Source organism: Agrobacterium sp. CCNWLW32, from assembly GCF_037083425.1.
GTDB classification, from domain to species: domain Bacteria; phylum Pseudomonadota; class Alphaproteobacteria; order Rhizobiales; family Rhizobiaceae; genus Agrobacterium; species Agrobacterium radiobacter.
Map to the genome: position 1 here is coordinate 30,341 of NZ_JBAOJM010000010.1, position 22,966 is coordinate 53,306.

Consider the following 22,966-nt stretch of genomic DNA (forward strand, 5'->3'; position numbering starts at 1 on the left):
CCTGTCACGGGATATGAGACTTGCAAAAATATACAATCGATAAACTCGCGAACAACGAGAGGCTGCGAAAGGAATTATTTGAGACGATAGATTGGGTAATTGCCAATGCTAAAGCTCATGGTTTTGGAGAAGTGGCGATCAGCCACGCCAAGGCAAAAAAACGGGTTCAAGACGAACTCAATCTAATCATCGACTACTGAAGGAGTGGAATATGACAAACGAAGACCCAGAAGAAAAAATCGCACTTATCCCGTTCTCACGTCAAAACGCTCCAAAATATGAATACCCCTGTCAATACATAGGGGAACGACGACCATGGACCACAGACGATTTGCTGAGTTCGAAGCTACGCTGAAAGAAGCCAAGAGCCTTACGCAAGGATGCTGAAGCTGACCAAGCGCGACTTGAAAAAAACTGGCTGAGATAGAGAAGCGGCTTGATGGAAAATGACTTAGTAATCGAGCCATCCTGTGGAAGTGGCGGCATATTCATAGTTTGTTCACGTCTTTAGTTGACGCAACAACCTTTCATCTCCACACTGCGAAGCAGCAAGCAGCACCAGTTTCGTTTTTTTAATGGAAAGGTGCGCCCCCGTGGATCAGCAAATATCAGTGAAATTCCTGTTCTTCGAAGCCAGTGCGTCCGGTCTCGTAGCAGTTGTCCTCATCTTTCTTCTTGCAATCATGGCTATGGGGCTGGCGGCTTACAGGAAATAAGCGTCAATACGCATCCCCGTTTTCCCCAAGAAGAATTACTAGATGTTGTGTTGGGGATAATGTCGCAACAATATCATTGACGAATCTCTCCCGGCTATCATTATGCGAAGCAGCAAGCAGCACCTTCATTTGTTTTTTAATGTAAAGGTGCGCCCAATGCCCAAGATTACCATAAAATTCCTGGGATTGGAGATTTCCGCCCACGGGGTGCTGTCAGTTGTGCTTGCGTCCATCATCGCGCTAACTGCATTGGGAGTAATCTGGGCATATCTCGAAAAGCGCGACTTTCCCCGCAAAAATAGCATTGCAAGCCAAACTCAACGCATGATTTAGTCCGCAATGGGTAGATTACAAATCAAGCGGGCTGCGCAACAATGTTTAAGGATAATACTGTTTTCGTCATCGGTGCCGGGGCGAGCGCCGAGTTTGGTTTGCCGGTTGGGTGGCAGTTGCTGAAAACGATTAAAGACAATTGCCATTTTGAACTTGATATGTGGCGTCAATTGAAAGACGGACCAACAGCGATTTTCCGCCATTACGACAGGGTCTTCGGGAGAGAGACGGAGGACGGTCTACAACAGTTCCTACTTCGTTTGAAAGCATGTGAGCAAATTAAGCGCGGGATAGATAGCGCTGACAGCATCGATGAATACATCTACCGCTACTCGGGCAATCCGATAATATCCGAGGTAGGAAAGCTTCAAATCGCCTACGCTATATCATTGGCTGAGAAAAATTCCACATTGGCTCGTGGTTTTGTAGACTATCCCCCATCCCTAGATGAGACTTGGATTTGGAGCTTCACTAAAGCTTTGATCAACGGGATTCGGGCAGATGAAGTGAACAAGATTGGGCAGAACGTCACAATCATCTGCTTCAATTATGATCGATGCATCGAACACTATTTCGAACATGCTCTAGCCCGCAGCTTTGAAGACCTGACGCCAAAAGCGGCTAGAGAAATAGTAAGCAACATCAATATTATACATCCGTATGGATGGCTTGGAGATTTGGAACTATTTCCCTTCGGGACCGCAGACGCGTTTCCAGCAATGGCTGGCAACCTAATTACGTGGTCAGAAAGCGTTCGCGATCCGGAAATTGTGGCGAAGATGCGCGAAGCCATCCGGGAAGCCGAGCAAATAGTGTTCATGGGATTTGGATTTGCTGCCCAAAACATGGATTTGCTCAATTCGCAGCCCGAAAAGACCGATCTATTCGCGCACGAAATCACTAGTACCCCTGATGTCTATGCAACCGCTCTCGGAATACCTGAAGAAGTCGAAGGTTCTCTAAAATCCAAGATCACCGATTTATATATGGGACAGTGGAGTATGCAGGCTGATCAAGGAATTCATTTCCAGTATGGTGCGACGTGTAAAAAATTCTTCGACATTCATCGGCTTAATTTGGTGAAGTGAAGATGCCGAACTTGAAGAATGTAAACTGGCTTTTTGTTGCAGGCATTGCAACCGTTGCCTACGTATTCGTCTTCGTCGGTTGGTTGGGGCTAGATCGAATTTTAATCTACCCAACCAATAACTCCCTTAATGAAGTTGGTGATTTTATTGCTGGCGTTTTCTCACCGCTTGCATTCATTTGGCTTGTCGCGGCTGTCCTCACACAAAGACAGGAATTGACGGAAACTCGCGATCAATTCGTAGAGAACCAAAAGGTTGTTGATGCGCAGTTGAAAACAATCAACGAACAATCGGACTTGCTTCAGCAACAACACACGTTGGCAGAAGAGACCGCGAAGAAGACCTACCGATTGAGCCTTTTTCAGGAGCGATACAAATTATACTCTGATTTCATTTCCTTGGGCGAACGTCACAAAAGCACTCATTTTGGGAAAGCTTATTCGGAAATGGTGGAGTTGAGTGTAAGAGCGAGATTTGTGTTTGGGGACGAAATTCAAGCTTGGTTCGAATCGATAGAGCATGCGATTTTTTGCCTCAATGAAGAGCGACGTCAGAGCATTACAGAGGGGTATGATAACGGAGGACATTTTATCTCCGTATTCAAAAGTGAGGCGGACGAAAGAAGGGCAGCGACCTTGAACACTCAATAACTGAGCAGTTCACGAATATCGTAGCTCTCGCGGAGAGATTTGAGAAATCAATGACTATCAGTGACGAGTAGTTCGAATATTGGCTCCGGTTGGCACCAGCAGCAGCGCCAGTTCGAAAACAATCGCCGTGGGAAATTTCAAAGGCGGAAAAACGTTGCCCACAAAAATCGCCAAGGCTGCATAAGCGACCATCGTAAAGCCAGCCGTTGTCCAGCTTGAAAATCCAATGTCAACGATACGCCGTAGCCTGAACAGGAAGAGAAATGCTACCGGGACCGCCAGTATCGGAAGAAACAGAATCAAGGGAAGACGGGGAAGAACGGTATGGAACATGCTCCATATCGCGAAAGAGACTATTAAAACGAGCGCAGTTCCCACCGCATAGTGTTTACGGTCAAGCGGCTCGCCTGCCCTGAATATCAACCCTATGTCCATCGATCCCCCAGAGACTTTACAAATCACGCGAAAAATGAATTAGCTTAAACTTAAACGTGCTTCATCAGCAGTATCAAGACACCCCTTATCTCTCGGATAAAAAATGCGCGGTATTTTCAATATTATTTTCTTCCTCTTCCTCGCCACCGTTTTGACTATGTCGCTCGTCGGGACTCCTCTTCTCATTCTGTATCTGATGTTTGTCTTTATAGGCGGCAAGAAGCGACGCGAGAAAGTTCAAGCCAAGGTCATCAACATGCTGATGTCTGGTGAAGAGGTCGTAGGCTACGTCATCGAGAACCGCGTAATGTCGCTCTTCCAGCGGCGGCTTGCCATCTTCGTCACAAACAGCCGGATTATTTTCGTTCAGCGCAAAATCCTTGGCGGCTATCAGATGATGGACCGGCAGTGGAAGGACTTGCAGGACGCGAAAATGGACGAGAACATTATGCCAAACCTATTTGGTGCGTCCCTCTCATTCTCGTTCATCAATCCTCCCGGTGGCGTAATGAGCGTCTCTGGCGTTGATCCTGAAGCCGCTGCGAAGCTCTATACGTATTCGCAGGCACAAGAACACGCATGGGAAGAGAAGCGTCGCGTTCGCACCTTGGAAGAAAAGCGCGCCGCTTCTGGAGGGATCAACTTCCATGGATTTCCGCAAGCCGCCCAACAGCCACAAGCCCAAGCACCAGCTTTGGTCTTAGGGCAGACGATTGATGTCACCCCAACTGACACGGTTGTAGCCGAAATCAATCGCGCCAAAGCCCTCCTGGATTCCGGTGCAATCGCCGATGCCGAGTTTCAGGAAATTAAGTCGAAGATATTGAGCAGGCATTTCCAATGAACTCGAAACCACAAAAGCCGACGACCGGAGAAACCGCTCAAGAGGAAACTTTGCCCTTCTGCGGGATCATCATGCCCATTGCCGCTATGGGAAAGTACGAGAAGTCCCATTGGGACCGGGTGCGTATCATCCTTGATGAAGCAATCGAAGAAGCTGGCTATTCGCCCCGGCTCGTCAGCGAGAGTGAAGACATTGGCGTAATCCACGCACGGATTGTCCAAAACCTATACGACGATCCAATAGTGGTTTGTGATGTCAGTGGTAAGAACGCGAACGTCATGTTCGAGCTTGGGCTGCGTCTGGCTTTTGATAAGCCAACAATCGTCATCAAAGACGATCAGACAGATTACAGCTTCGACACGTCGCCCATTGAGCATATCAACTATCGAGCAGATTTGCGTTTTGACGATGTGCGCGATTTTAAGAAAAAGGTAGGTTCCGCGATCAAAGCAAGTATCGCAAAAAAAGAAAAGGACGAGGCTTATTCTCCATTTCTCGGACATTTTGGGAAATTCAAATTGGCTGGTATCGACACCAAAACGGTTAGTTCAGAGCAATTCATTATCGAACAATTGAAAGCTCTCCAAGCACAAATCAGTCTTTTGACATCCAAGCAACCGGCGGTGAATTTTTCACGTTCTCGCACCATTGATGAACTTCACGCGACAAGAGCCTTGGAAAACATCGTCGAGTCCCTGTTGCAAATGAACGACTTCGACTTGGCAAAACCTGAAGACTTGCACGCTCTCTTGGACATGGCACGTACCATGATGAGTGATCGGAGCATCGAACTGTCTGGAGCAGCGTTCAACCAAGTGGTTGCTCCGCTGGTGCAGAGGTACAAGACACGAAAAGGTGACTCCGGTAGCCTCTTTTGACCACAAATCCAGCCCGCGCCGCCAACGCCCACACTTTTCCGCCATCTTCCACTATTGTTGAATAATTTATCCATACTGTTCAATTAAGTTGATCAGCTTCGGGGAACTGCCAAAGCCCTGTATACGGTCGCTTTGCTCAATGTGGTCGCTTCCATAATTTCGCGGATCAGAGCGCCGTCTGTTTTCATTTTATGAACTGTTTCGAGAACGCTTGGTGTCAACTGCACCTTCCGCCCAAACTTAACGCCCTTGCTCTTCGCACCCGCAATTCCGTCCATCTGGCGTTCCTTGCGAAGATCAGTCTCAAATTCAGCAATCGACGCAAGAATGCCAAACATCAGTTTTCCATATTTTGACGTTGTGTCGATCTCCTCCTGATCGAGACATTTGAAGCTGACGCCTTTTTTCTGAAGAGCGCCAACGATACGATAAAGATCGGAAGTGGACCTCGCCAAACGGTCGATACGGGAAACCAAGAACGTGTCACCCTTTCGCGCAAATCGCAGGGCTTCTTTCAGCTTTGGTCTCTCCTTGTCCAATCCAGACTTCTTCTCTTCGAATAGATGATCAGGCTCCACCCCGGCATTCAGCAGTCTGTCTCGCTGAACTTCTAATGACTGCCCAACTGATGAAACTCGTGCATAGCCTATGAGCGCCACGTCTTAAAACTCCTAAGATATTATTGGAATAACTTTTAAGACATGAAAAGAGACACGTCAATGACTGCAATCAAATACGTCTCACTGAGTTTACATTTTGAGACGCTACAAGCCCTGAGAAATAAGGGCTTTTGTCCATTTCCTTAAACTGAGAGCGTTTTTATTTTCCGGCGGGGGGTCGTCATAGCACCCCTTGCTTGAAATAGCGAAAATCGCCTCCAAAAACCCCTTGTTAAACAGGCGTTTCACGGGGCATTTTAAAATGAATGATGTGAGGTACTGGTTTTCGGAAAGACAGCATTGATGTCCACATCTACCACTCAAGGGCGTCATTGCTTCGCAATGAATTGTCCATATCCTTCTTAGAAACTTAAGAGGATTGTGGACATATCGAACTGATGGTTATTGGTGGGAATATGTTATATCCAGCTTATTAAAACCACTTCAAAACACATATTCGATGGACGCCGTATGCGGACATGATCGCGTAGCGATCCATCCAAGTTTGGTAGGAGAACTTTCTATTCAATAAGGAAACATTAGATTTCTTGTAAACTGGAAGGAAAGATTATTACCTCATCAGATTCAATCATTTCAAAAGACATATGTGATGGACGCCGTAGGCGGACATGCCGCGAAGCGGGTTACTAGATCGAATATTATAATTGGCTGGGTTTCATTGGATTTCATGAGGAAAGACTATTACTTCAACAAATACAATCATTTCCTACCAAACTTGGATAGATCGCTACACGATCATGTCCGCCCACGGCGTCCATCGAATATGTTTTTGAATAATCTTTCTTTTATATGAAATGCTAGGAATCAGAAGTTTTCCTACCAAGCATAGACGCTCGCCTACGGCTCGCCGCTTCGCGTGGAACAGGTGGTTGAAATCATAGAATATGATCTTTCCTTCCCAAGATAATTGATTTCCGTTCGTCTAATATTGGTGCCGCTCCTTTACCTTTCCGGTACTTGAGTGGTGGTTGGTGACGCCCAGCCGGTACTTGAGTGGTGGATGTTTCAATCTTGTCTTCCATGGTGCAATAAATTTTCATTTTGCACAAAATCGTAGAATAAATTTTCTAACCACATGAAATAAAGCAATGAAATAGCAATATTCCAGCTTCGTCGCTGTCTAAATACAGATGGAAAACGGAAACCGGTTCAATGGCTTCTTTTCCAAGGGTCATTTCAAACGGTTTACGCAGTCCAATTCTTGAATGAAATTTTGAGGGGATATCGCGCTTTGAACCGGTCGCGATATCCCTTTTTATTGTCGAAACAAATCATTCAGGAAAGGAAAATGAAACAAACAATCTATTACGTTGATGCACTACCCGGTGCCGGAAAAACTCACAGTCTACATCGATATCTAAAGACGCTGAACGAACCAGCCATTATCGCCACACCGACAAACCTTTTGTCCTTCGAGCAGCATAACGATCTTGCGGCAATCGGCGTTAAATCCAAAGTCATTTCGCAAGAAACTGGACATGGGAACTGCACTCAATCGCTTGTAAAGCACTGCGAAGAAAAGCGAGACAGCATTGCCATTATCAATCACAACGTAGCAAAGCTCGCACTTGAAGAGACCGCTGGTCATCACCTTTTCATTGATGAATTCTTCTCGCCAGTTGAGAAATTTGTTCTGAAAGAGAAAGTGAAGACCGCTCGCGAATTTGTCGTCTCCATCATCAAGAAATCCAGAGCAAGCCAGTACGAAGGCTTTATCGAGCTTGTTCTTACAGAAGCCGTCGAAGACATCGTTGAGAACGGCATGTCTCACGATTCATCCTTTCAGGCTTTGCCGCATCTGCGCGAAATTGCAAGGAGGATCAGCAGCGAGGACTATCTGGTTCTCGTCTCAAAGTCTGAATATCAGAACTTCGTTGCCAATATTGAAGAGAACAATGACGAAGAAGACGGCATATTGAACATCTATGCTTGGCTCCAGCCATCAGCATTGCGCCACAACAAGACCACCACATTTATGGGTGCCAACTTCTTCCAATCGAAGCTTTATCACGCATGGAAAGACCTCGTAAATTTCGTGCTGCATCCGTCGATCAAGGGTGAACGATACGACGACTTCAGCCATAAGGCAGCGAAAATCACCTTTCGCCATATACTGGACCAGGACGTTTCGATGTCGGGCTTGGAGAAGGTTGGGTATCAGAAGTTCGTGGATGCGACGGCTGGTGTATTTCTTGCCGAATATGGCGCTGTTGATCATCTCGTGACGCTTTCAGCGAAGTCCAATTTCACTTGGTCCCTCAACAATTCAGGGATGGTGCCACCCAATCCAGTAGGCTTGAATGCATTCATGGATCGACATGTCTGCCTTCATCTTGCTCCGCTCAATCCTTCGAAATTGGATGAACGTATCTGGAACGCCGTTGCTGGTGTTTCTCCGCAGGAACTACACATCGCCCAAAGTTGTGAGATGGTCTTTCAGATGCTTACCCGCAGCTCGGTAAGAGACCATGGAAGCGAGCCGGAAGAGCTTGTGTTCATCGTGCTTGATCTACGAACTGCCAATCATCTGCGCAAGCTGTTCGGCGTCACCAAGCCATCCACGAGAATGGAGGTCAGAGCATTGGACCCAATCATTCGCACTCGTACTAAGCAGAAAGACATGACGGTTGAAGAGCGCCGTGAATATTTTACTCAGCGCAAAGCCATTCAACGCGCTCGAAAGAAAGCCGCTGCCGCTGAACAGGTCGCGCAACCATAATTCGTGAAACGAGGGGGTGCGAGTCACCCCAACACCCCCTGCTGCACTTCCTGCTTATTTTTATCGGGTCATCCAGAAATTTTTTGCGCTCATAGCCTTTCGAATGGGGCTTATGGGCATTCCGGCAAATTCAGCAGATTGTTCGGTTCGTCACCGTCTGCCGTTGTTTTCAGATATTTGTTGCCGAAACGACTGACCGAAACAATGACATCCACTTGGTCGCCGGTCGGCTGTTCCACATAGAATGCCTCAGTCCGCTTCTCGATGCGAGAAATCACTTCTTCGGTAGTCAATGTCCATTGAGTCTGTCCCACGCCTCCCACGTGAGTTATGCGGTTATAGATGTCATTTCTAGGCTGCTTCTTTATGCACCGGATTCTGAATCTACCTGCCATGGAAATCCTCCGTTAACTATAGCAGGAGAAATATGGCATATCGAAAAGTTAGACAAAACTAAAATATACAACTTCTTGTGGATTGATAATTATAGGGACACGTTCACATACTCACGCCGCACTCCCTGCTTCTTTTTATCAGGTCATGGGTGAAGCTTCACCACTATCCGGTGCCGGAACCCCGTAATTGAGCGGTGGCAACATATGAACAAGCTTCGGAAACGCCGAATAGATCAGTGCCACCACGTCATTCAGTTTCTGGCGGGCTTCTTCAGTGAGCGGCGCTTTGAGCAGCTTCTTTTCGAACGTAGAGAGATAATCATCTCCTTGAACGTTTCCGATTATGAACTGTTGCCCGCCCTCGATATCGACCGCGTGCAATTTGACCTGTTCCAGCGAACCCACTGCTTCAGCCCTATGACCAGCGGCATGGCGAGCAATATTGTAGTTTGGAAATGCCCGCTCCAGTTCGCCCGAAGCTTTTCGAAGGCTGTCCGCATCGGAGTCCGCCTTGATGGTTTGGGTGAACCGCATGTTCGCCTTGATCTGCATCAGGGCTTTCCCGACATGAAAGAGCGTCATAGCGGCTTCTCTGCCTGCCATTTCGTCCCAATTCTTCAAGAGATGCATATGGTTGTTGAAAACGAGCGTGTTAGGTTCTTCTGCACGTAGGACGCTCTCTCGCAGGTCTTGGACGTGTCGGTGAAGCCCAACAGCAGATGCGTAGTCGTTTACGTAGGAACTGAGATTTCGCAGATTGAGCAACGAAATCATCGAATGGTGCTGTTCTTCCTCGGTCGGGAGTGCTGCAACAAACTCTTTGAGTTCAGCAGCATCATAAACACCCGGCGTACCCGGCACAAAGCTGTGGTTCATATCTAATCCCTGTGATTTCGAGATGCAGCCCGTTTTGCGAGCCGATTCGCAAGAAATAATAGAGAGGGCAATTACGCCTAAATCCCGGCATGTTTTCCCGGCTCAAATCATCTGCCATTATCGGCACAATTGCGGTGTTCTCGGCTCGAACCGTGGCTTCTCTACTACGGGCTTGGATGCGGAACACTTTCCAGATCGCTTATTGAGTTGAACAAGACCAGCCGAGTGATTGAGGAAAGCCACGCCAATGAATGTTCATGATTGATCAATTGGACGCCCTGAGCGGAGAGAAGACGAATACAGCGCGTAGGCATTTTATGGAGAATCGTATGAGTTTAAATGCTCCTAACCGTTGGAAGCAAATGATCGCCGTTTCCATCGACCAGCAATACAGCGCAAAAGCCGCAAGGCTTTTCGGAACGCCCGCGATATCTACTCAGGGTCGGCACAACTTCATATGGGCACGATTCACGTCTCATCGTGGAGACGATGAAAGGGTAGTTTGGGATTTGTCCACTCTGCTCAACGATCTTCCAGAAGACGCTTGGTACATCGACTGGAAAAACTCACGATATTGATCACCAGCGGGTAATCTACCGCCTTCAATCGCCATGTTGCTTTTGGTGCAGGGAAGCTCATCTGAAGCGTGGGTCCTGCGGCACTATCAGTCCACCGCCCGTGCTTTGCTTTTCACGCTTTTTCAATCTCGCGTTTTCGATACCGGGTGGAAAAATAGATGCCAGCTTTCGGCACGCCTTCCAGTGTTCATAATTCATTTCTGTCATCCCTGTCAGAACAACAGCCATTGTAAACAGCGTGTTCAACTCGTGCGCTCTTCGAGAAACGGCTTGTTTATCAATCCTTAGATCGCGCTTTAAAATTTCCGCTTCATCCTTCAGGAAATCCGCTTCGGCTTTTTCCATCTCTTGTCGCGACAAATAAGCCGGGAACTGATTTTCTCTGGCTTTGAAGCACGCAAGGAGCAAATCGTGGGCTTCGTAAAGGTTCAGCAACGCCGCGACATTGATATTGTCGTATTCGGTCATCCCCGCGCTCGGTGAGACATTGGCGGACGGTTGCTGATCTGTCTGCGCTTTAGCGTGATCGGCGTTAGCGCTTTTGTTTCCTGAAGCGGGAACTTCATTTGCGCCGCTCATTTCTCGTTTGCTTTTGAAAGCGCTGATATTGTCGTCGATGTCTGCATAGCAGACGTCTGAATCGCCAATTGGATGCTTCGCCAACGAGTCCCAGGTTCCGGCATTGAAGATCATTGACTCAAGTACACATTGATCGCCATCCCGCCACGTCGCAATCAGAAGCCGACTGCCCGCAATGTGCTTTAGCGTCACAGGTCCGGCTTCCTCACCGCCATACGGAAAGCGAACCTGCTGACCTGTTTTGAGATCGCTTACGAAGGCTATCGAACAACTCGACCCACAGCCGATTTGCGTAATCGCATATTGACCGGCGAAATTTACCCCTGCCTTCATGCCGTTGGAGATGCGTGTGCGAAAAGTGGCGAAGTCGCGATCCCTACCTTTGAAATCGGGGAGTCTGATCGGACCTGAGTAGATGCCGGATACAGGAAATCTGTCCATAGACAAGAAGGGAAGATCGGAATCCGAGACTACTTCAGTGTCGTTGCCCTCATCCATTCCTTCGTTGTCGAGAGCTTCCTCTTGAGCAATGGCGCGCTCATCCCAGAGCGACGCCATGAGATCGTATCTTCGATCCAATTCGTCAGCGCTCAGGATTTTGATAGTCGTGATACAGCGGTTTTGACGAACGACCTCGACAAAGCGTGCGCTGCCTTTTTGTCGATAGATGGAAACGACGCTGCCATCCTTTCGTCCGATATTTTCAGAATGGGATTTTAAATCCGCATTGTGGCGTTGAATATCTACTTCCTTCAGGCAAGCAGAATTGGCGACTGTTGCCGATACGACAACCGCAAGAAACGAAATGCCAGAGAGTTTCGCAAGCATCAGCAATCCATCAGTTGCATTAAAATCTACAGGGCACGCGGGCGAATATTTCGCCTCTGATCTCCAAATTAGACGACCTTCGGTCTGGTGAAGAGTACGAACATCCCAAGGACGATTACGCCTAATACCCACACAGTCAGCACCATCGCCATACCAATGCCTGTTCCGATTGCCGCTCCGGCTTGTTCCGCACCCGTAAGTGTCCCCATATCTTTCGTGGCAGCATTGAAGCCTGCAACAGCCCATAGCAGCATCAGCGCGTTGAATCCGATGAAGGACCATTTGAACAGTTTCCCGAAGAAACCGCGCTTTGGCTTGCGAAGCTGTGTACCGCAAGATGGGCATTTGAATGCCGCGTCGCTGACGTTGTTGTTGCATTCCGGGCAGCTGATAAGCGCCATGGTCAATTCTCCTATTTGGAAATGTCAGTGAATTTGAAAAGGAATTCTGGAGCGGTCATTGCGCCGCGAATGGTAATGCTTTGTTCGAACAAGCCGTCCGCTTCAGCGCGGATGAAGTTGCCGGAAACCTTTACCTTGTCGCCAACCGACATATTTACGAGGGCAGCGTAAAGCGGAGTTCCCTTTTCGATTAGGGTTGAATGCAGGACGTCAGAGATCGCATTGTTCCATGTCGCCAGATCGATGTTTGGCGCGACACGCACGACGACAACCGCATTGCCATCACCGTTGGTTTCCAGCTTGCGAAGGGTGCCTGACCATCCATCAGCATGAAGCTGTCCACCCACCGCTTTCACGATTGCCATACGGCGTTCATCTCGCAGAACACTTTGCTGAAGCTCGTTTCCGGCGGCGTCAAAACGGGTTTTGTAATCGCTGATTGCCGCGATGAAGCTTGCCTGCTGTTGTGGAAAAGGAGTGACGGTGGATTTGACGGTTGACGCAGACGCAGCGGTTTTACCGTTGTCTGCAACTGCACCTCTCTGTGGTTCAGCCGAACCAAAAATTGCAGTGGCAATCACCAATGCGGCGAAACCGCCGACCATCAATTTCAGAGCGCTAAATCGCTTTCGACGCGCGCCGCACTGCGCGCACGCCTTAGCACTCACGGAAACCTGCTTCTGGCAGACCCTGCATGCGGTCCACAAAGTTTTGGATTTCAAGTTATCCCCCAAATGCCTACGACTGGTTGTCCAATGAATTAAATACCATTTCTGCCGTTTTGGCATAATTGGTTCTTATGTATATTTGAAGTCCCCAATTGAAAAATTGGGGCATTTTTTGTCGAAATCGCTAAACTCGTCAGAACATGAGCAACTGATCCGTATGATTACGCGTAAGCGGCACGCGGCTGGCTATACGCAAGAGTTTGTTTCTAACGCCATCGGGCAGCATCAGTCCTACATGGCTAAACTGGAAACGGGTCAACGCCGCCTCGACGTCGTTGAGTACATAGCTATTGCTAAGGTAATTGGGTTTGACCCGGCAGCGGAGCTTCACGTTTTAGCCGCTCAATTCGATTTGAAATCGTTCCGGGGGTAGATCGTGGTGGATGCGGCTACCTTACCGGCTGAATTCACCACCATGAAAAGCTGTTATTGTTTGACGGCGGCGGCGAGTCTCTCGTTTGGGCACCTTCTTGAACGACCCTCGCATGCTACGCAAATTGCTACGAAACTTGACATCGAGGACAAACCATCTAATTGAATTGATTATATTAAATTCTGATAATCAATCCTGTCGGGTGCGCCGTTCTTGTAGTGTTAGGAGCTTCGCTTGCTATCGGGAAACTTCATTTGAGCAACGCAGATTTGAAATGAAATTCGCAGTTAAGCCAAGCTTGTCATCTGAACTGCTTAGCTGGACTTTTATTTTGCTGGAATTCCCTGTGAAATTCGCTGCAATTGTGGAGATTCGAATAGCTCCAGCCATGAACGTAGACACGCTCGTCGTTGGCTGACCATGCTTTGCTTGGAGTTCATCCACTATCAAGGCGAAATCGTCGAGTGTCCCGACCCTATGTATTCTCACCGCAGCAATCTTATCATCGCATATATAGAGGCTGAAGTCCGTCCCGCTGACCACCCATTCACTGGGAAAGACGGGAGACTTCTTTAACTCCCATCCTCTTGCGGTAGCGTTCTTTCTCGCATCAGCAAAGCGTTGATCCAACTCGAAGCCATGCAAATCGTCGAAAGATTGAGCGTAAGCCGTATTGCCAATGACAGATATCACCATGACAAAAATGATCGATTTAAGCGCAGAGAAATTCAGCATCGGGGCCTTGTGATCAACTTCGGGAATGCAAGTTTAGCTCCGGTGGAGCATTGCGTCTGCTGGCGGCGAATTGCTAATGGAATTGCTAATAAGCTGTTCTAAAAAACGCTGAAAAATCAACAAAAACAGTAGCGATCGTCACCCGGATCAGGTTCAAGGGTCCGGCTCAACGCCATCTCAGCACCGTCTGGTGCTCCCCTCGGAAGAGTTTGTTTTGTAAGTCAAGTTTCATAAATGTCAACGTCCCGCCGCCGATCCGCCGTCAGGCGCGATCGCGGGTACCCGTATCCATCTGCGTATTAGTTATTGAGGAAATTAGATTTATCGAAAATTAGTTATCTCTTGAAACTGCCTTTCAATATTGTACGACTAATTTGGCCCCGGGAAAGATGATTGGGGGCGAATTTGAAGAACTTCTGGCAGGATAAATCGGGAAATTTCGGCATTCTCAGCGCCTTGTTGATGGTGCCGCTGATTGGCGCCGCCGGCGTGGCCCTTGATGTGACGCACGGCATGGCCGTCAAATCAGACCTGCAGATGGCGGCGGATGCTGCGGCGCTCGCGGTGGTTGCCGATACGTCGGCGAGCGTTCACAAGGCAAAGGAAATGTCGAGTGACGGCGTCATTACGCTTGGCGGCGATGAGGCTTCCGCATTCTTCGAAAGCAATGAGAGGGCCAATCCCGACTACAAGCTCCTGTCTCTCGACGTGTCGGTGATCAAGCGCGGTAACGCCATCGAATCGTCGGTCAGCTTCAAGGCATCCATCGGCACGAAGCTTTCACGGGTCCTCGGAGAGGATCTCATCACTGTTTCGGGCAAGGCGACCGCCAAATACGAGACGGAAACATTCAGCGACTTCTATGTGCTTCTGGATAACACTCCCTCGATGGGCGTTGGCGCCACGCCGGCCGATGTCGCCACCATGGTTGCGAATACGAGCGACAAATGCGCTTTCGCCTGTCACATCGTGACAAACGGGGTGGTGGACAAGAACAGCTATTATTACAAGGCCAAAAGCCTCGGAGTGACGACGCGCATCAATGTGGTCGCAAAGGCCACGGCGAGCCTTATGGACACGGCGAAGTCCAACCGCAAAAGCAGCAATCAATATCGCATGGCGGTCTACACTTTCGGAGAGAAAGCCGAAGATACGAAGCTGCTCGAGGTCGTTCCCTTGACGTCGGACCTGGCGACCGCGAAGAAGAAAGCCGGTGAAGTCGACCTGATGTCGATCCCAAAGCAGGGATTTAACAACGACCAGCAGACGGATTTCGACCGGGCACTCACTCAGATCGGCGACAAGATCGGCAATTCTGGCACCGGGGCGAGTTCGGCCAGCCCCGAGAAGATTATCTTCTTCGTTTCAGACGGTGTCGGCGATAGCTACAAGCCATCCAGCTGCACCAAAAAGACGACCAGCGGCCGCTGTCAGGAGCCGATCGATATCAAATATTGCACGAAGCTGAAGGAAAAGGGCTTCCGGATCGCCGTGCTCTACACCACCTATCTGCCGCTGCCGACCAATGACTGGTACAATAGCTGGATCGCGCCCTTTCAGCCGGAAATCGGCGCACGCATGCAGCAATGTGCTTCTCCAGGACTGTTCTTCGAAGTCAGCCCGTCGCAGGGCATCAGCGACGCGATGACCGCCCTCTTTAAAAAGGCCATCACATCACCCCGCCTGACGGGGTGATGGAGAACGAACCCGCTATCGTTCAGCCGATGGTGCGAAGTTTTTCAAACAGCTGCCGCTGGCTGCTATCGGCACGGTAGAATATCGCCGGCTCGCCGAGCGGCGCTTCGACGGTAATGTCTCGTCCGCCGCGATAATGCGCGCCGCTCCACAGATGCACCCATTCGCCGTCGCCCGGAAGATAGAGCGAACGTTGCGTTTCTCCGGCTTTCCAGACCGGTGCGACAAGCATGTCCGCCCCGTAGAGGTAGCAGTCCTGAATTTCGTAGGTCTGCCGGTCATCCTCATAATGCAGGAAGAGGGGGCGTTGCACCGGCAGGCCCGACTCTGCAGCCTCGGCGGAGAGCGACTTCAGATAGGGGGCGAGCGCGACATAGATGGATGTCATACGGGCGAAATGGGCAAGAACCGCCTCATCCTGATCGATCTGCAGATTGTCGCGCGGGCGGTTGCCCTCATGGGTGCGCATGACCGGCGTGAAAGCCGCCATCTCCGTCCAGCGCATGATGAGTTCAGCAGTCCTGACATTGCCGAACAGGCTGGTGTAACCGCCGATGTCCGAGTGGTGATAGGCATTGCCCATAAGGCCGGAGGAAAGCGCGCCGCAGATGACGGTGATCAGGCCGTCGTGACGGGAGAAGTCGACAGACTGGTCGCCGCCCCAGATCAGCGGGCAATGGGCCTGCACGCCCGTGAAGCCGGCCCGCATGAAGAACAGCGCTTCGCCGGTCTTTCCCCGGCTCTCGACGGCCTTCGCATTGACCTCGGCCCAGAGAGTGGGCCAGGCATTGTGCATCAGCTTGGCGTCGACGCCATTGGAAAGCGTGATATCGATCGGCAGATATTCGCCGAAATCGGCCATCCAGCCGGAAAGGCCGAAATCCAGCATATTCCTGCCGATGATCTCCTCGGCGAACCAGTCGGCGGCGGCCGGATTGGTGAAATCGACCACACCGCAATCGAACTCGCCGAAATCCACCAGCGCCGTTTTTCCCTCGGCGTCGGTGGCGAAATAACCAGCCTTTTCGGCGACCGGGAAAAGCGGGCCGTCGACGCAGAGATAGGGGTTCACGTAACCCAGGAAGCGGATGCCCTGATCGGTAAGCTCGGCGATCTTCTGGCGCAGATGCGGATAGCGCGTATCATTCGCCTGCCAGTCCCAGAACAGGCGGGCGCCAAAGGATGTCTGGCGAAGACCCACCCAGTCCTCGCACCAGAGGCCGGACACCTTCGTTCCGGCCGCGCGGATTTTCTCCAGCCGGGCAAAGGAGTTGGCGCCGTCCTTTAACCCGATGATCGCGCCGTTATAGACCCATTCCGGCAATTCCGGCTGGCGTCCGAACCGCAGCGAAAGCGCGGAAACGATATCGGTGAAACTGTCGCCGGCGAAAAACTCGATCCTTTCAGGGATGGCCCAGATTTCGATTTCGTGGAAATCGTCATTGCGGAAATCGAAGACCGAATAGGCGCTCGTTTCCACATGCAGCGCATATTTGCGCGACGAGAGCCAGGTCGGCTGCGGATAGTTGGTGTTGTAATAATCACCGCCCGCCTTGCCGCTGACGTCAGACTTGAAGGTGATTTCGGTTGTCTTGTCGCGGCCGACCCCCGGCTCGGAGGTCCAGAGCGGGAAACGACGGCCGCGCATGTCGAAATAGGACATCTGCTCGCCGCCGCCCCAGACATGCTCGTCCGTTTTCGCAACGATGCGCAGCCAGAGGCGGTTGACGGTTTCATCTAGAGCCGTCAGCCTGATAGCGTTGCCGTCGAGCGTCAGGCGAAGGCGCGGTGCCTGTCCCGGTGAGGATGAGAGCGTGACGCTGTCGCCGTTGACCTCCGCATGGCGCAGGGCGGTTCGCTCGATGACATAGTCTTCGATATCGAAATTGCCGCGATACATATCCATCCGCTCCTTGCCGAAACCGGCGAAGAAGGCCGGATTATCAGACGAATGGGAAAGGATGGTGCGGTTGCCGATCGCGAGTGTGAAGCCGTCTTTGGTCGTTTCGAAATGCATGACTTAACCTTTTAGCCCTTGAGACCACCGGCGGTGAGGCCCGAGACAACCCGTTCCTGGAAAATGACGATCAGGATCGCGACCGGCACGATGCCGACCACCAGCGCCGCCGAAATGACCGGCCAGGGGAAGGCGAATTCACCCTGATACAGCTGGATGCCGACGGGAAGCGTGCGGAGCGCCGGATTGGAATTGAAGGACAGCGCCAGCAGGAACTCATCCCAGGCATTGACGAAGGCGAGGATGCCGGCGGTGAAAACGCCCGGCGCGCAGAGCGGCACGACGACCTTGAAGAGTGCGCCGATGCGGGTGCAGCCGTCGATCATGGCGGCGTTTTCGAGATCGCGCGGAATGCTTTCGAAGAAAGAGACGAGCATCAGCGTGCAGACCGGAAGAGAAAGGACCGTGTAAGGCAGAATCAGTGCCGTCCAGCTGTTGAGCAGGTTCAGCGCGCGCATGATTTCGAACAGCGGCACCAAGAGCGTCACCAGCGGGAAGGTGGAAACGGCGATGATGAGTGAGAGGATCAGCGCCCGGTATTTGAGGTTGAGCCGCGCCAGCGCATAAGCCGCCAGCACCGAAATCAGAATGGTGAGCGCCGTGGAGAGCAGGGCTACCATGAAGCTGTTGAACAGGAAGAGGTGCAGCGGCTGGTCGGAAAAGGCCTGCATGTAGTTAGCAAGCGTCGGGGCATGCGGAAACCACGTGATCGGCTTGACCGTCAGTTCCGCTTCGGTCTTCAGCGAGGTGAAGAGGATCCAGATTGCCGGGAACAAGCCGTTGACCAGCAGGATGGAGGCCGCGATGAAGCGCAGCGGCTTGCCGGAAAAGACGGAGGACAGACCGGAATTTGCAACGGTGCTCATGGGATCAGTCCTTCGTCCTAATGATGCGGAGATAAACGGCGGTAACGCACATGGAGAGCGCAAACATCATGACCGCCAGCGCCGAACCGTAACCGAGATCAAGGAAGGAAACGGTGTTCTGGTGGATATATATGGCAAGCGTCGTGGTGGACGTGCCGGGGCCGCCGCCGGTCATCATGTAAGGAATATCAAAGGTCTGCAGCGCTGTGATCGTACGGAAGATGAGGGCGACGACGATCGAGGGCTTGAGAAGCGGCAGGGTGATTTCGAAGAACTGGCGGACCTTGCCGGCGCCATCCACATCAGCCGCTTCATAGAGCGAGCGTGGAATGGTCTGAAGGCCGGCGAGGATCATCAGCGCCATGAACGACGAAGTTTTCCAGATGATCGTCAGGCAGATGGCCGCAAAGGCCCAGTTCGGCGAGTTGAACCAGATGATGCCTTCAAAGCCCAGCCGGTTCAGAACGTCATTGACCACGCCATATTCGTAATGGAAGAACCATGCGAAGATGAGGCCGGCAAAAGAGAGCGGCAGCGCCCAGGGAATGAGCAGCGACAGGCGCATCGGCCACTGCATGGAGAAGGGGAGGTTGGCGAGCAGCGCCAGCCCTAGGCCCATGAACAGCGCGCCAGGCACGGTGATCAGCGTTATCAGAACCGTATTCCAGGTCGTTTCCCAGAAGATTGGATCGTCAAACATCGCCGTGTAGTTTTCAAAGCCGATGAATTCCGCCGGCAGGCCTGATGTCAGCGACAGGCTGAAAAACGAGGTGTAGACGAGCCGCGCCACCGGATAAACGATGATAAGCGAAAGCAGGATCGCCGCCGGCGCCAGCAGAAGCACGGCCAGCGACCGGTCGCCGAGATCGAGCCACCGCGTCCAGCGCGGCTGCGGTTTCTCGTCCACCCGAACCATGGTTCTATCAGGCATTGTCACGTCTGCCACTCCCGCAACTGGATTCACGTCATCGTCTCCCGATCGGACCGGTTCACATCCGGCCCGTTTATCGCGCCGTTCAGGCGGCGTTATTCCTGTCAGTCGAAACGGCCGGAAAGGGCATGGTTTGCATGCCGCCTTCCGGCCCAAAGCTTAGCGCAGAACGCGCCGCAGACGGCTTTCCATCTGCTTTGCGCCGTCTTCCGGTGTCATCACGCCGGCAAGCACGCCATTGACCGTGGTGCGGATCGTCTCGCTGACCTCGTTGTAACGCGGTGTCACGGGGCGGGCCTTCGCGGTCTCAACGACTGGCAGGGCGTCCGCGAACCAGGGGATCGTCTTGGTCACGTCCGCATCCTTGTAGAGTGCGGCATAGGTGGGCAGAAGGGCGGCGTTGATGGCCATGAACTTCGACACATCCTGACCCGAGAGATACTCCACCAACTTCTTGGCTTCGTCCTGCTGCTTGGAATAGGCGGAAACGCCGAATTCCCAGCCGCCGAGGCAGGTCGTCTGCTCGCCGCCTTTGACGGCGGGCAGGCGGGCGACGCCGACCTTGTCGTTCACCTGCGATTCCTTGCCCTGGAAATGGGTCCAGGCGTAGGACCAGTTGACGGCGAAGAGAACCTTGCCGGCTTGGAATTCCTTGCGGGTATCGTCGGTTGCCACTTCCGAAATGTTCTTCTTGGAAATGCCTTCGTCGACGAAGCTCTTCCACAGCTTCAGCGAATCCACGGCGGCCTTGTTGTCGAAATTCAGCTTGCCGTTTTCAACCAGGGACTTGCCTTCGCTCCAGTAGGGCAGGAGGAAGGTACAGACCGCGCCTTCGATCGCCTTACCCTGGAAGGACAGGCCCTGAAGTTCGGGGTTCTTTTCGCCTTCCATCACCTTCTTGGAAGCTTCCTTCAGCTCGTCCCAGGTGGTCGGCGGCTTGATGCCGTATTTGTCGAGGAGGTCTTTGCGGTAATAAAGGAACATGGAATCGGCGAAGGCGGGCAGCGCCACGATCTTGCCATCCACCGTGTTGGCTTCCGCATAGGTCGGCAGGTAGGCGGACAGGTCCTTGCCGGCAAAATCGCTGGTCCAGCCGGCCGTGGCGAACTGTGCCGGGCGGATGACGTCGAGCATCAGCACGTCGAGGCTGGAATCCTTGGCCGACATGACGGTGTTGAGATATTGCGCCTGCATTTCCGAGGTGTTGCCGCCGGTCTCGATGACCACCTTCACACCCGGCGTCTTGCCCTCATATTGATCAAGCGCCTTGCGCCACACATCCGGCTGATGCTGGCTGGAAACGAAGATTTTCAGTTCGGTATCGGCAAAGGCCTGTCCCGAAAAGGCGAGCATGGTCGCGCAGAGAGCTGCACCCATAAGGGCTTTGCCCCGGATAGCTTTGAATGTCATGTGTTCCTCCCATTATTAAACCCTTGGCCGCAGCATTTTTCGCCGGGCGATCAGTGGATAGAGCGTTCCGTTGCCGCGTCGAAAAGATGGACCTTGGATGGATCGACGCCGATCCGCAGTTCCTCGTTCGGCGTCGGCCGAAGCTGCGGCGGCATGCGTGCGGTCAGCGCCGCATCGCCAAGGCTGAAATGGACGAGCGTGTCCGAGCCCAGCGGTTCCACAACCTGCACCTTGACCGCAAGCTGCGTGTCGAAGCCCTCGACGGGGCCGAAATGTTCCGGGCGAATGCCGACGATGACTTCACGCCCGTCGAGGCCCGTTTCGCGGGATGGCCGGATGGCGGCCATCGGCAGGGAATTGCCATCGGAAAATGCCAGCCGGTCGCCGCTCACCTTTGCGCGGGCGAAATTCATCGCCGGGGCGCCAACGAAACCGCCCACGAAGACGCTTTCCGGCCGGTTATAGACCTCGTCAGGTGTGCCGACCTGCTCGATATCGCCGCCGCGAAGGATGACGATGCGGTCCGCCAGCGTCATGGCCTCCACCTGGTCGTGGGTGACGTAAATGATGGTGGTGCCGAGCTGCTGGTGCAGACGCTTGATTTCCGTGCGCACCTGTCCGCGCAGCTTGGCATCCAGATTGGAAAGCGGCTCGTCGAACAGGAAGACCTGCGGACGGCGCACGATGGCGCGGCCCATGGCCACACGCTGGCGCTGGCCGCCCGAGAGCTGGCCGGGTCGCCGGTCGAGAAGGTGCTCGATGCCGAGCATCCTCGCCGCCTCGTCAATGCTGGCATTGGCCTGCGATGCGCTGACACCGCGCACCTTCAGGCTGAAACCCATGTTTTCGCGCACCGTCTTGTGCGGATAAAGCGCATAGTCCTGAAACACCATGGCGATGTCGCGTTCGCGCGGCGGGAGCCGGTTGACGACACGGTCGCCGATCCTCACCTCGCCGTCTGTAATGCTTTCCAGCCCCGCGACCATGCGCAGCGTCGTGGATTTGCCGCAGCCGGAAGGGCCGACGAACACCACGAATTCTCCATCGTTGATTTCAAGGTCGATGCCCTTGACGATGCGAAGCGCACCGTAACTCTTGTCCAGCTTGCGCAGGCTGACCGAAGCCATATTTTCCTCCTCACGACCGGCGCGTCCAGAATTTGAATGGACGCAATAGCCGGTATCAACCTTCAAATTCCACGCATCGCATCTTCGAAAATCGATCCCGATTGTCTGGCGATATCGTGGGATGGCGAAACGCCTGTCTCCCTGAGGTCGTGATATTACCTTTCATAAAAAGGAAATCAATAGTGTATCAATTTTATTTCTGACAGAAATCAAAAACTATTAACTCATTGATTAAAAGAAATATAACTGCAAAATCAGCCCGACGGCAGGCTGCTGCTTGCTTGCCTCTCGTCAAATTCTTTCATCCATGTGGATCACGCGAAATTTGTGCAATCTCAACGTATGCGTGAAACGTATCGTGCGACGGTATGGTCGAACCAGGTCCATGAAACTTCGGCCACGGCGCCATCCTGCGCCTGGCTGAGGCGCAGAACCCGCGGCACCGAAACGCCGGCTTTCTGGCCGAAAACCTCGGGCGCCCATTCGGGCAGGTCGCCGAGATCGATGCGATCCTCCGCCTTCGATATCCAGAGGTTGAGGCGGGTGCGGTAATAGAGGTAGAGGGATTCCGACATGTTCTCGATGGCGATTGTGTCGACGTAAGAACCATCAAGCCAGATCTCCTCGATGGCTGCGGGTTTGCCGGCGATGCGCCGCAGGCGGCGGATCCTGTGCCCTTCCGCCGATGTGCCGAAAGCGGGCAGGTCAGCGGGCTTGGCAAGGCGCGCCACATCCAGAACCTCCGCCGTCGGCAGGCCGCCGCCTTCGATCAGTTCGAGGCGGAAGAAGGCATAGACGCTTTGCGGATCACTGACGGCGCGGATGTAATTGCCGGAACCCTGCACGCGCTCCAGAAGGCCGCGCTCCTGCAGTTCAGCAAGCGCCTTGCGCAGCGTGCCGACGGCGATACCGAGATCGGCCGCCATATCGCGCTCCGGCGCCAGCTTCTCGCCGTCGATCAACCGGCCCGCCGCCACCTCGCGCACCAGCATTTCGGCGATCTGCATATACATGGGCAGGCTGCCGCCAGTGTGTTTCATATGCCGTTTCCTCCCCCGAAACAAAAATTGATACATCATTGATT

The 22,966-nt window shown here is 52.3% G+C and carries 24 protein-coding genes; 10 read left to right on the plus strand and 14 right to left on the minus strand.

Annotated elements, in window-relative coordinates; genetic code table 11:
* The first annotated feature begins 20 nt into the window (after window positions 1–20).
* From V6R85_RS19060 to V6R85_RS19075, 4 genes are all read left to right on the plus strand, one after another.
* Entirely contained in the window at window positions 21–200 is a 180-nt protein-coding gene (locus tag V6R85_RS19060; protein WP_112978669.1) for a hypothetical protein, read from the plus strand.
* Between the two features lie 672 nt (window positions 201–872).
* Window positions 873–1,049: a hypothetical protein gene (locus V6R85_RS19065; protein WP_162687861.1), complete on the plus strand. Its 177-nt coding sequence runs from the start codon at window positions 873–875 to the stop codon at window positions 1,047–1,049.
* A gap of 41 nt (window positions 1,050–1,090) precedes the next feature.
* Window positions 1,091–2,137, plus strand: a complete 1,047-nt coding sequence (locus V6R85_RS19070) for a hypothetical protein (protein ID WP_336377126.1) — start codon at window positions 1,091–1,093, stop codon at window positions 2,135–2,137.
* 2 nt (window positions 2,138–2,139) lie between these two features.
* A complete protein-coding gene (locus V6R85_RS19075) occupies window positions 2,140–2,787 on the plus strand; it encodes a hypothetical protein (RefSeq protein WP_336377127.1) in 648 nt (215 codons plus the stop codon).
* Between the two features lie 57 nt (window positions 2,788–2,844).
* On the opposite strand, the gene V6R85_RS19080 is transcribed toward V6R85_RS19075, so the two are convergent.
* Complete coding sequence (locus V6R85_RS19080; RefSeq protein WP_336377128.1) at window positions 2,845–3,120, minus strand: hypothetical protein; 276 nt, start codon at window positions 3,118–3,120, stop codon at window positions 2,845–2,847.
* A gap of 205 nt (window positions 3,121–3,325) precedes the next feature.
* Between V6R85_RS19080 and V6R85_RS19085 the strand changes: the two genes are divergently transcribed.
* Together V6R85_RS19085 and V6R85_RS19090 are read left to right on the plus strand one after the other, a co-directional pair.
* Entirely contained in the window at window positions 3,326–4,066 is a 741-nt protein-coding gene (locus V6R85_RS19085) for an SHOCT domain-containing protein (protein ID WP_336377129.1), read from the plus strand.
* Window positions 4,063–4,944, plus strand: coding sequence for a hypothetical protein (locus V6R85_RS19090; RefSeq protein ID WP_336377130.1), 882 nt, complete (start codon window positions 4,063–4,065; stop codon window positions 4,942–4,944). Before V6R85_RS19085 ends, V6R85_RS19090 begins: the two co-directional genes overlap by 4 nt.
* A 92-nt stretch (window positions 4,945–5,036) precedes the next feature.
* Here the strand turns inward: V6R85_RS19090 and V6R85_RS19095 are convergent, their stop codons facing one another.
* Window positions 5,037–5,603: a recombinase family protein gene (locus V6R85_RS19095; RefSeq protein ID WP_336377131.1), complete on the minus strand. Its 567-nt coding sequence runs from the start codon at window positions 5,601–5,603 to the stop codon at window positions 5,037–5,039.
* Between the two features lie 1,309 nt (window positions 5,604–6,912).
* Between V6R85_RS19095 and V6R85_RS19100 the strand changes: the two genes are divergently transcribed.
* On the plus strand, window positions 6,913–8,343 hold the full coding sequence (locus tag V6R85_RS19100) for a hypothetical protein (RefSeq protein WP_336377132.1): 1,431 nt from the start codon (window positions 6,913–6,915) through the stop codon (window positions 8,341–8,343).
* 110 nt (window positions 8,344–8,453) lie between these two features.
* On the opposite strand, the gene V6R85_RS19105 is transcribed toward V6R85_RS19100, so the two are convergent.
* Window positions 8,454–8,738 (minus strand): DUF3892 domain-containing protein, encoded by a 285-nt coding sequence (locus tag V6R85_RS19105; RefSeq protein ID WP_336377133.1) that lies wholly within the window; start codon window positions 8,736–8,738, stop codon window positions 8,454–8,456.
* Between the two features lie 138 nt (window positions 8,739–8,876).
* Window positions 8,877–9,614, minus strand: a complete 738-nt coding sequence (locus tag V6R85_RS19110) for a hypothetical protein (RefSeq protein WP_336377134.1) — start codon at window positions 9,612–9,614, stop codon at window positions 8,877–8,879.
* 257 nt (window positions 9,615–9,871) lie between these two features.
* On the opposite strand from V6R85_RS19110, the gene V6R85_RS19115 reads away from it, so the two are divergent.
* Window positions 9,872–10,192 carry a hypothetical protein gene (locus V6R85_RS19115; protein WP_336377135.1) on the plus strand — a complete coding sequence of 107 codons (321 nt, stop codon included), beginning with the start codon at window positions 9,872–9,874 and terminating at the stop codon, window positions 10,190–10,192.
* A 57-nt stretch (window positions 10,193–10,249) separates the two neighbouring features.
* Here V6R85_RS19115 and V6R85_RS19120 read toward each other — a convergent pair whose 3' ends face one another.
* From V6R85_RS19120 to V6R85_RS19130, 3 genes are all read right to left on the minus strand, one after another.
* Window positions 10,250–11,599: a hypothetical protein gene (locus V6R85_RS19120; RefSeq protein ID WP_336377136.1), complete on the minus strand. Its 1,350-nt coding sequence runs from the start codon at window positions 11,597–11,599 to the stop codon at window positions 10,250–10,252.
* Between the two features lie 68 nt (window positions 11,600–11,667).
* Window positions 11,668–12,000 carry a zinc ribbon domain-containing protein gene (locus tag V6R85_RS19125; protein ID WP_336377137.1) on the minus strand — a complete coding sequence of 111 codons (333 nt, stop codon included), beginning with the start codon at window positions 11,998–12,000 and terminating at the stop codon, window positions 11,668–11,670.
* Between the two features lie 11 nt (window positions 12,001–12,011).
* Window positions 12,012–12,668, minus strand: coding sequence for a hypothetical protein (locus tag V6R85_RS19130; RefSeq protein ID WP_336377138.1), 657 nt, complete (start codon window positions 12,666–12,668; stop codon window positions 12,012–12,014).
* Between the two features lie 217 nt (window positions 12,669–12,885).
* Here V6R85_RS19130 and V6R85_RS26065 point away from each other — a divergent pair, with 217 nt between their 5' ends.
* A complete protein-coding gene (locus V6R85_RS26065; protein ID WP_112540194.1) occupies window positions 12,886–13,101 on the plus strand; it encodes a helix-turn-helix domain-containing protein in 216 nt (71 codons plus the stop codon).
* Window positions 13,102–13,338: 237 nt separating this feature from the next.
* On the opposite strand, the gene V6R85_RS19135 is transcribed toward V6R85_RS26065, so the two are convergent.
* Window positions 13,339–13,836: a hypothetical protein gene (locus tag V6R85_RS19135; protein ID WP_112682674.1), complete on the minus strand. Its 498-nt coding sequence runs from the start codon at window positions 13,834–13,836 to the stop codon at window positions 13,339–13,341.
* A gap of 405 nt (window positions 13,837–14,241) precedes the next feature.
* On the opposite strand from V6R85_RS19135, the gene V6R85_RS19140 reads away from it, so the two are divergent.
* A complete protein-coding gene (locus V6R85_RS19140) occupies window positions 14,242–15,531 on the plus strand; it encodes a pilus assembly protein TadG-related protein (RefSeq protein WP_003506420.1) in 1,290 nt (429 codons plus the stop codon).
* Between the two features lie 22 nt (window positions 15,532–15,553).
* Here V6R85_RS19140 and V6R85_RS19145 read toward each other — a convergent pair whose 3' ends face one another.
* From V6R85_RS19145 to V6R85_RS19170, 6 genes are all read right to left on the minus strand, one after another.
* Complete coding sequence (locus tag V6R85_RS19145) at window positions 15,554–17,548, minus strand: alpha-glucosidase (protein ID WP_112958621.1); 1,995 nt, start codon at window positions 17,546–17,548, stop codon at window positions 15,554–15,556.
* 11 nt (window positions 17,549–17,559) lie between these two features.
* A complete protein-coding gene (locus V6R85_RS19150) occupies window positions 17,560–18,414 on the minus strand; it encodes a carbohydrate ABC transporter permease (protein ID WP_080866815.1) in 855 nt (284 codons plus the stop codon).
* Between the two features lie 4 nt (window positions 18,415–18,418).
* Window positions 18,419–19,330, minus strand: coding sequence for a carbohydrate ABC transporter permease (locus V6R85_RS19155; protein ID WP_162724176.1), 912 nt, complete (start codon window positions 19,328–19,330; stop codon window positions 18,419–18,421).
* A gap of 174 nt (window positions 19,331–19,504) precedes the next feature.
* On the minus strand, window positions 19,505–20,755 hold the full coding sequence (locus V6R85_RS19160) for an ABC transporter substrate-binding protein (RefSeq protein ID WP_112488902.1): 1,251 nt from the start codon (window positions 20,753–20,755) through the stop codon (window positions 19,505–19,507).
* 50 nt (window positions 20,756–20,805) lie between these two features.
* The gene (locus tag V6R85_RS19165) at window positions 20,806–21,882 is read right to left on the minus strand and encodes an ABC transporter ATP-binding protein (protein ID WP_080866814.1); all 1,077 of its coding nucleotides are present in this window, start codon (window positions 21,880–21,882) and stop codon (window positions 20,806–20,808) included.
* 335 nt (window positions 21,883–22,217) lie between these two features.
* Complete coding sequence (locus tag V6R85_RS19170; RefSeq protein WP_099087158.1) at window positions 22,218–22,922, minus strand: GntR family transcriptional regulator; 705 nt, start codon at window positions 22,920–22,922, stop codon at window positions 22,218–22,220.
* Window positions 22,923–22,966: the final 44 nt, after the last annotated feature.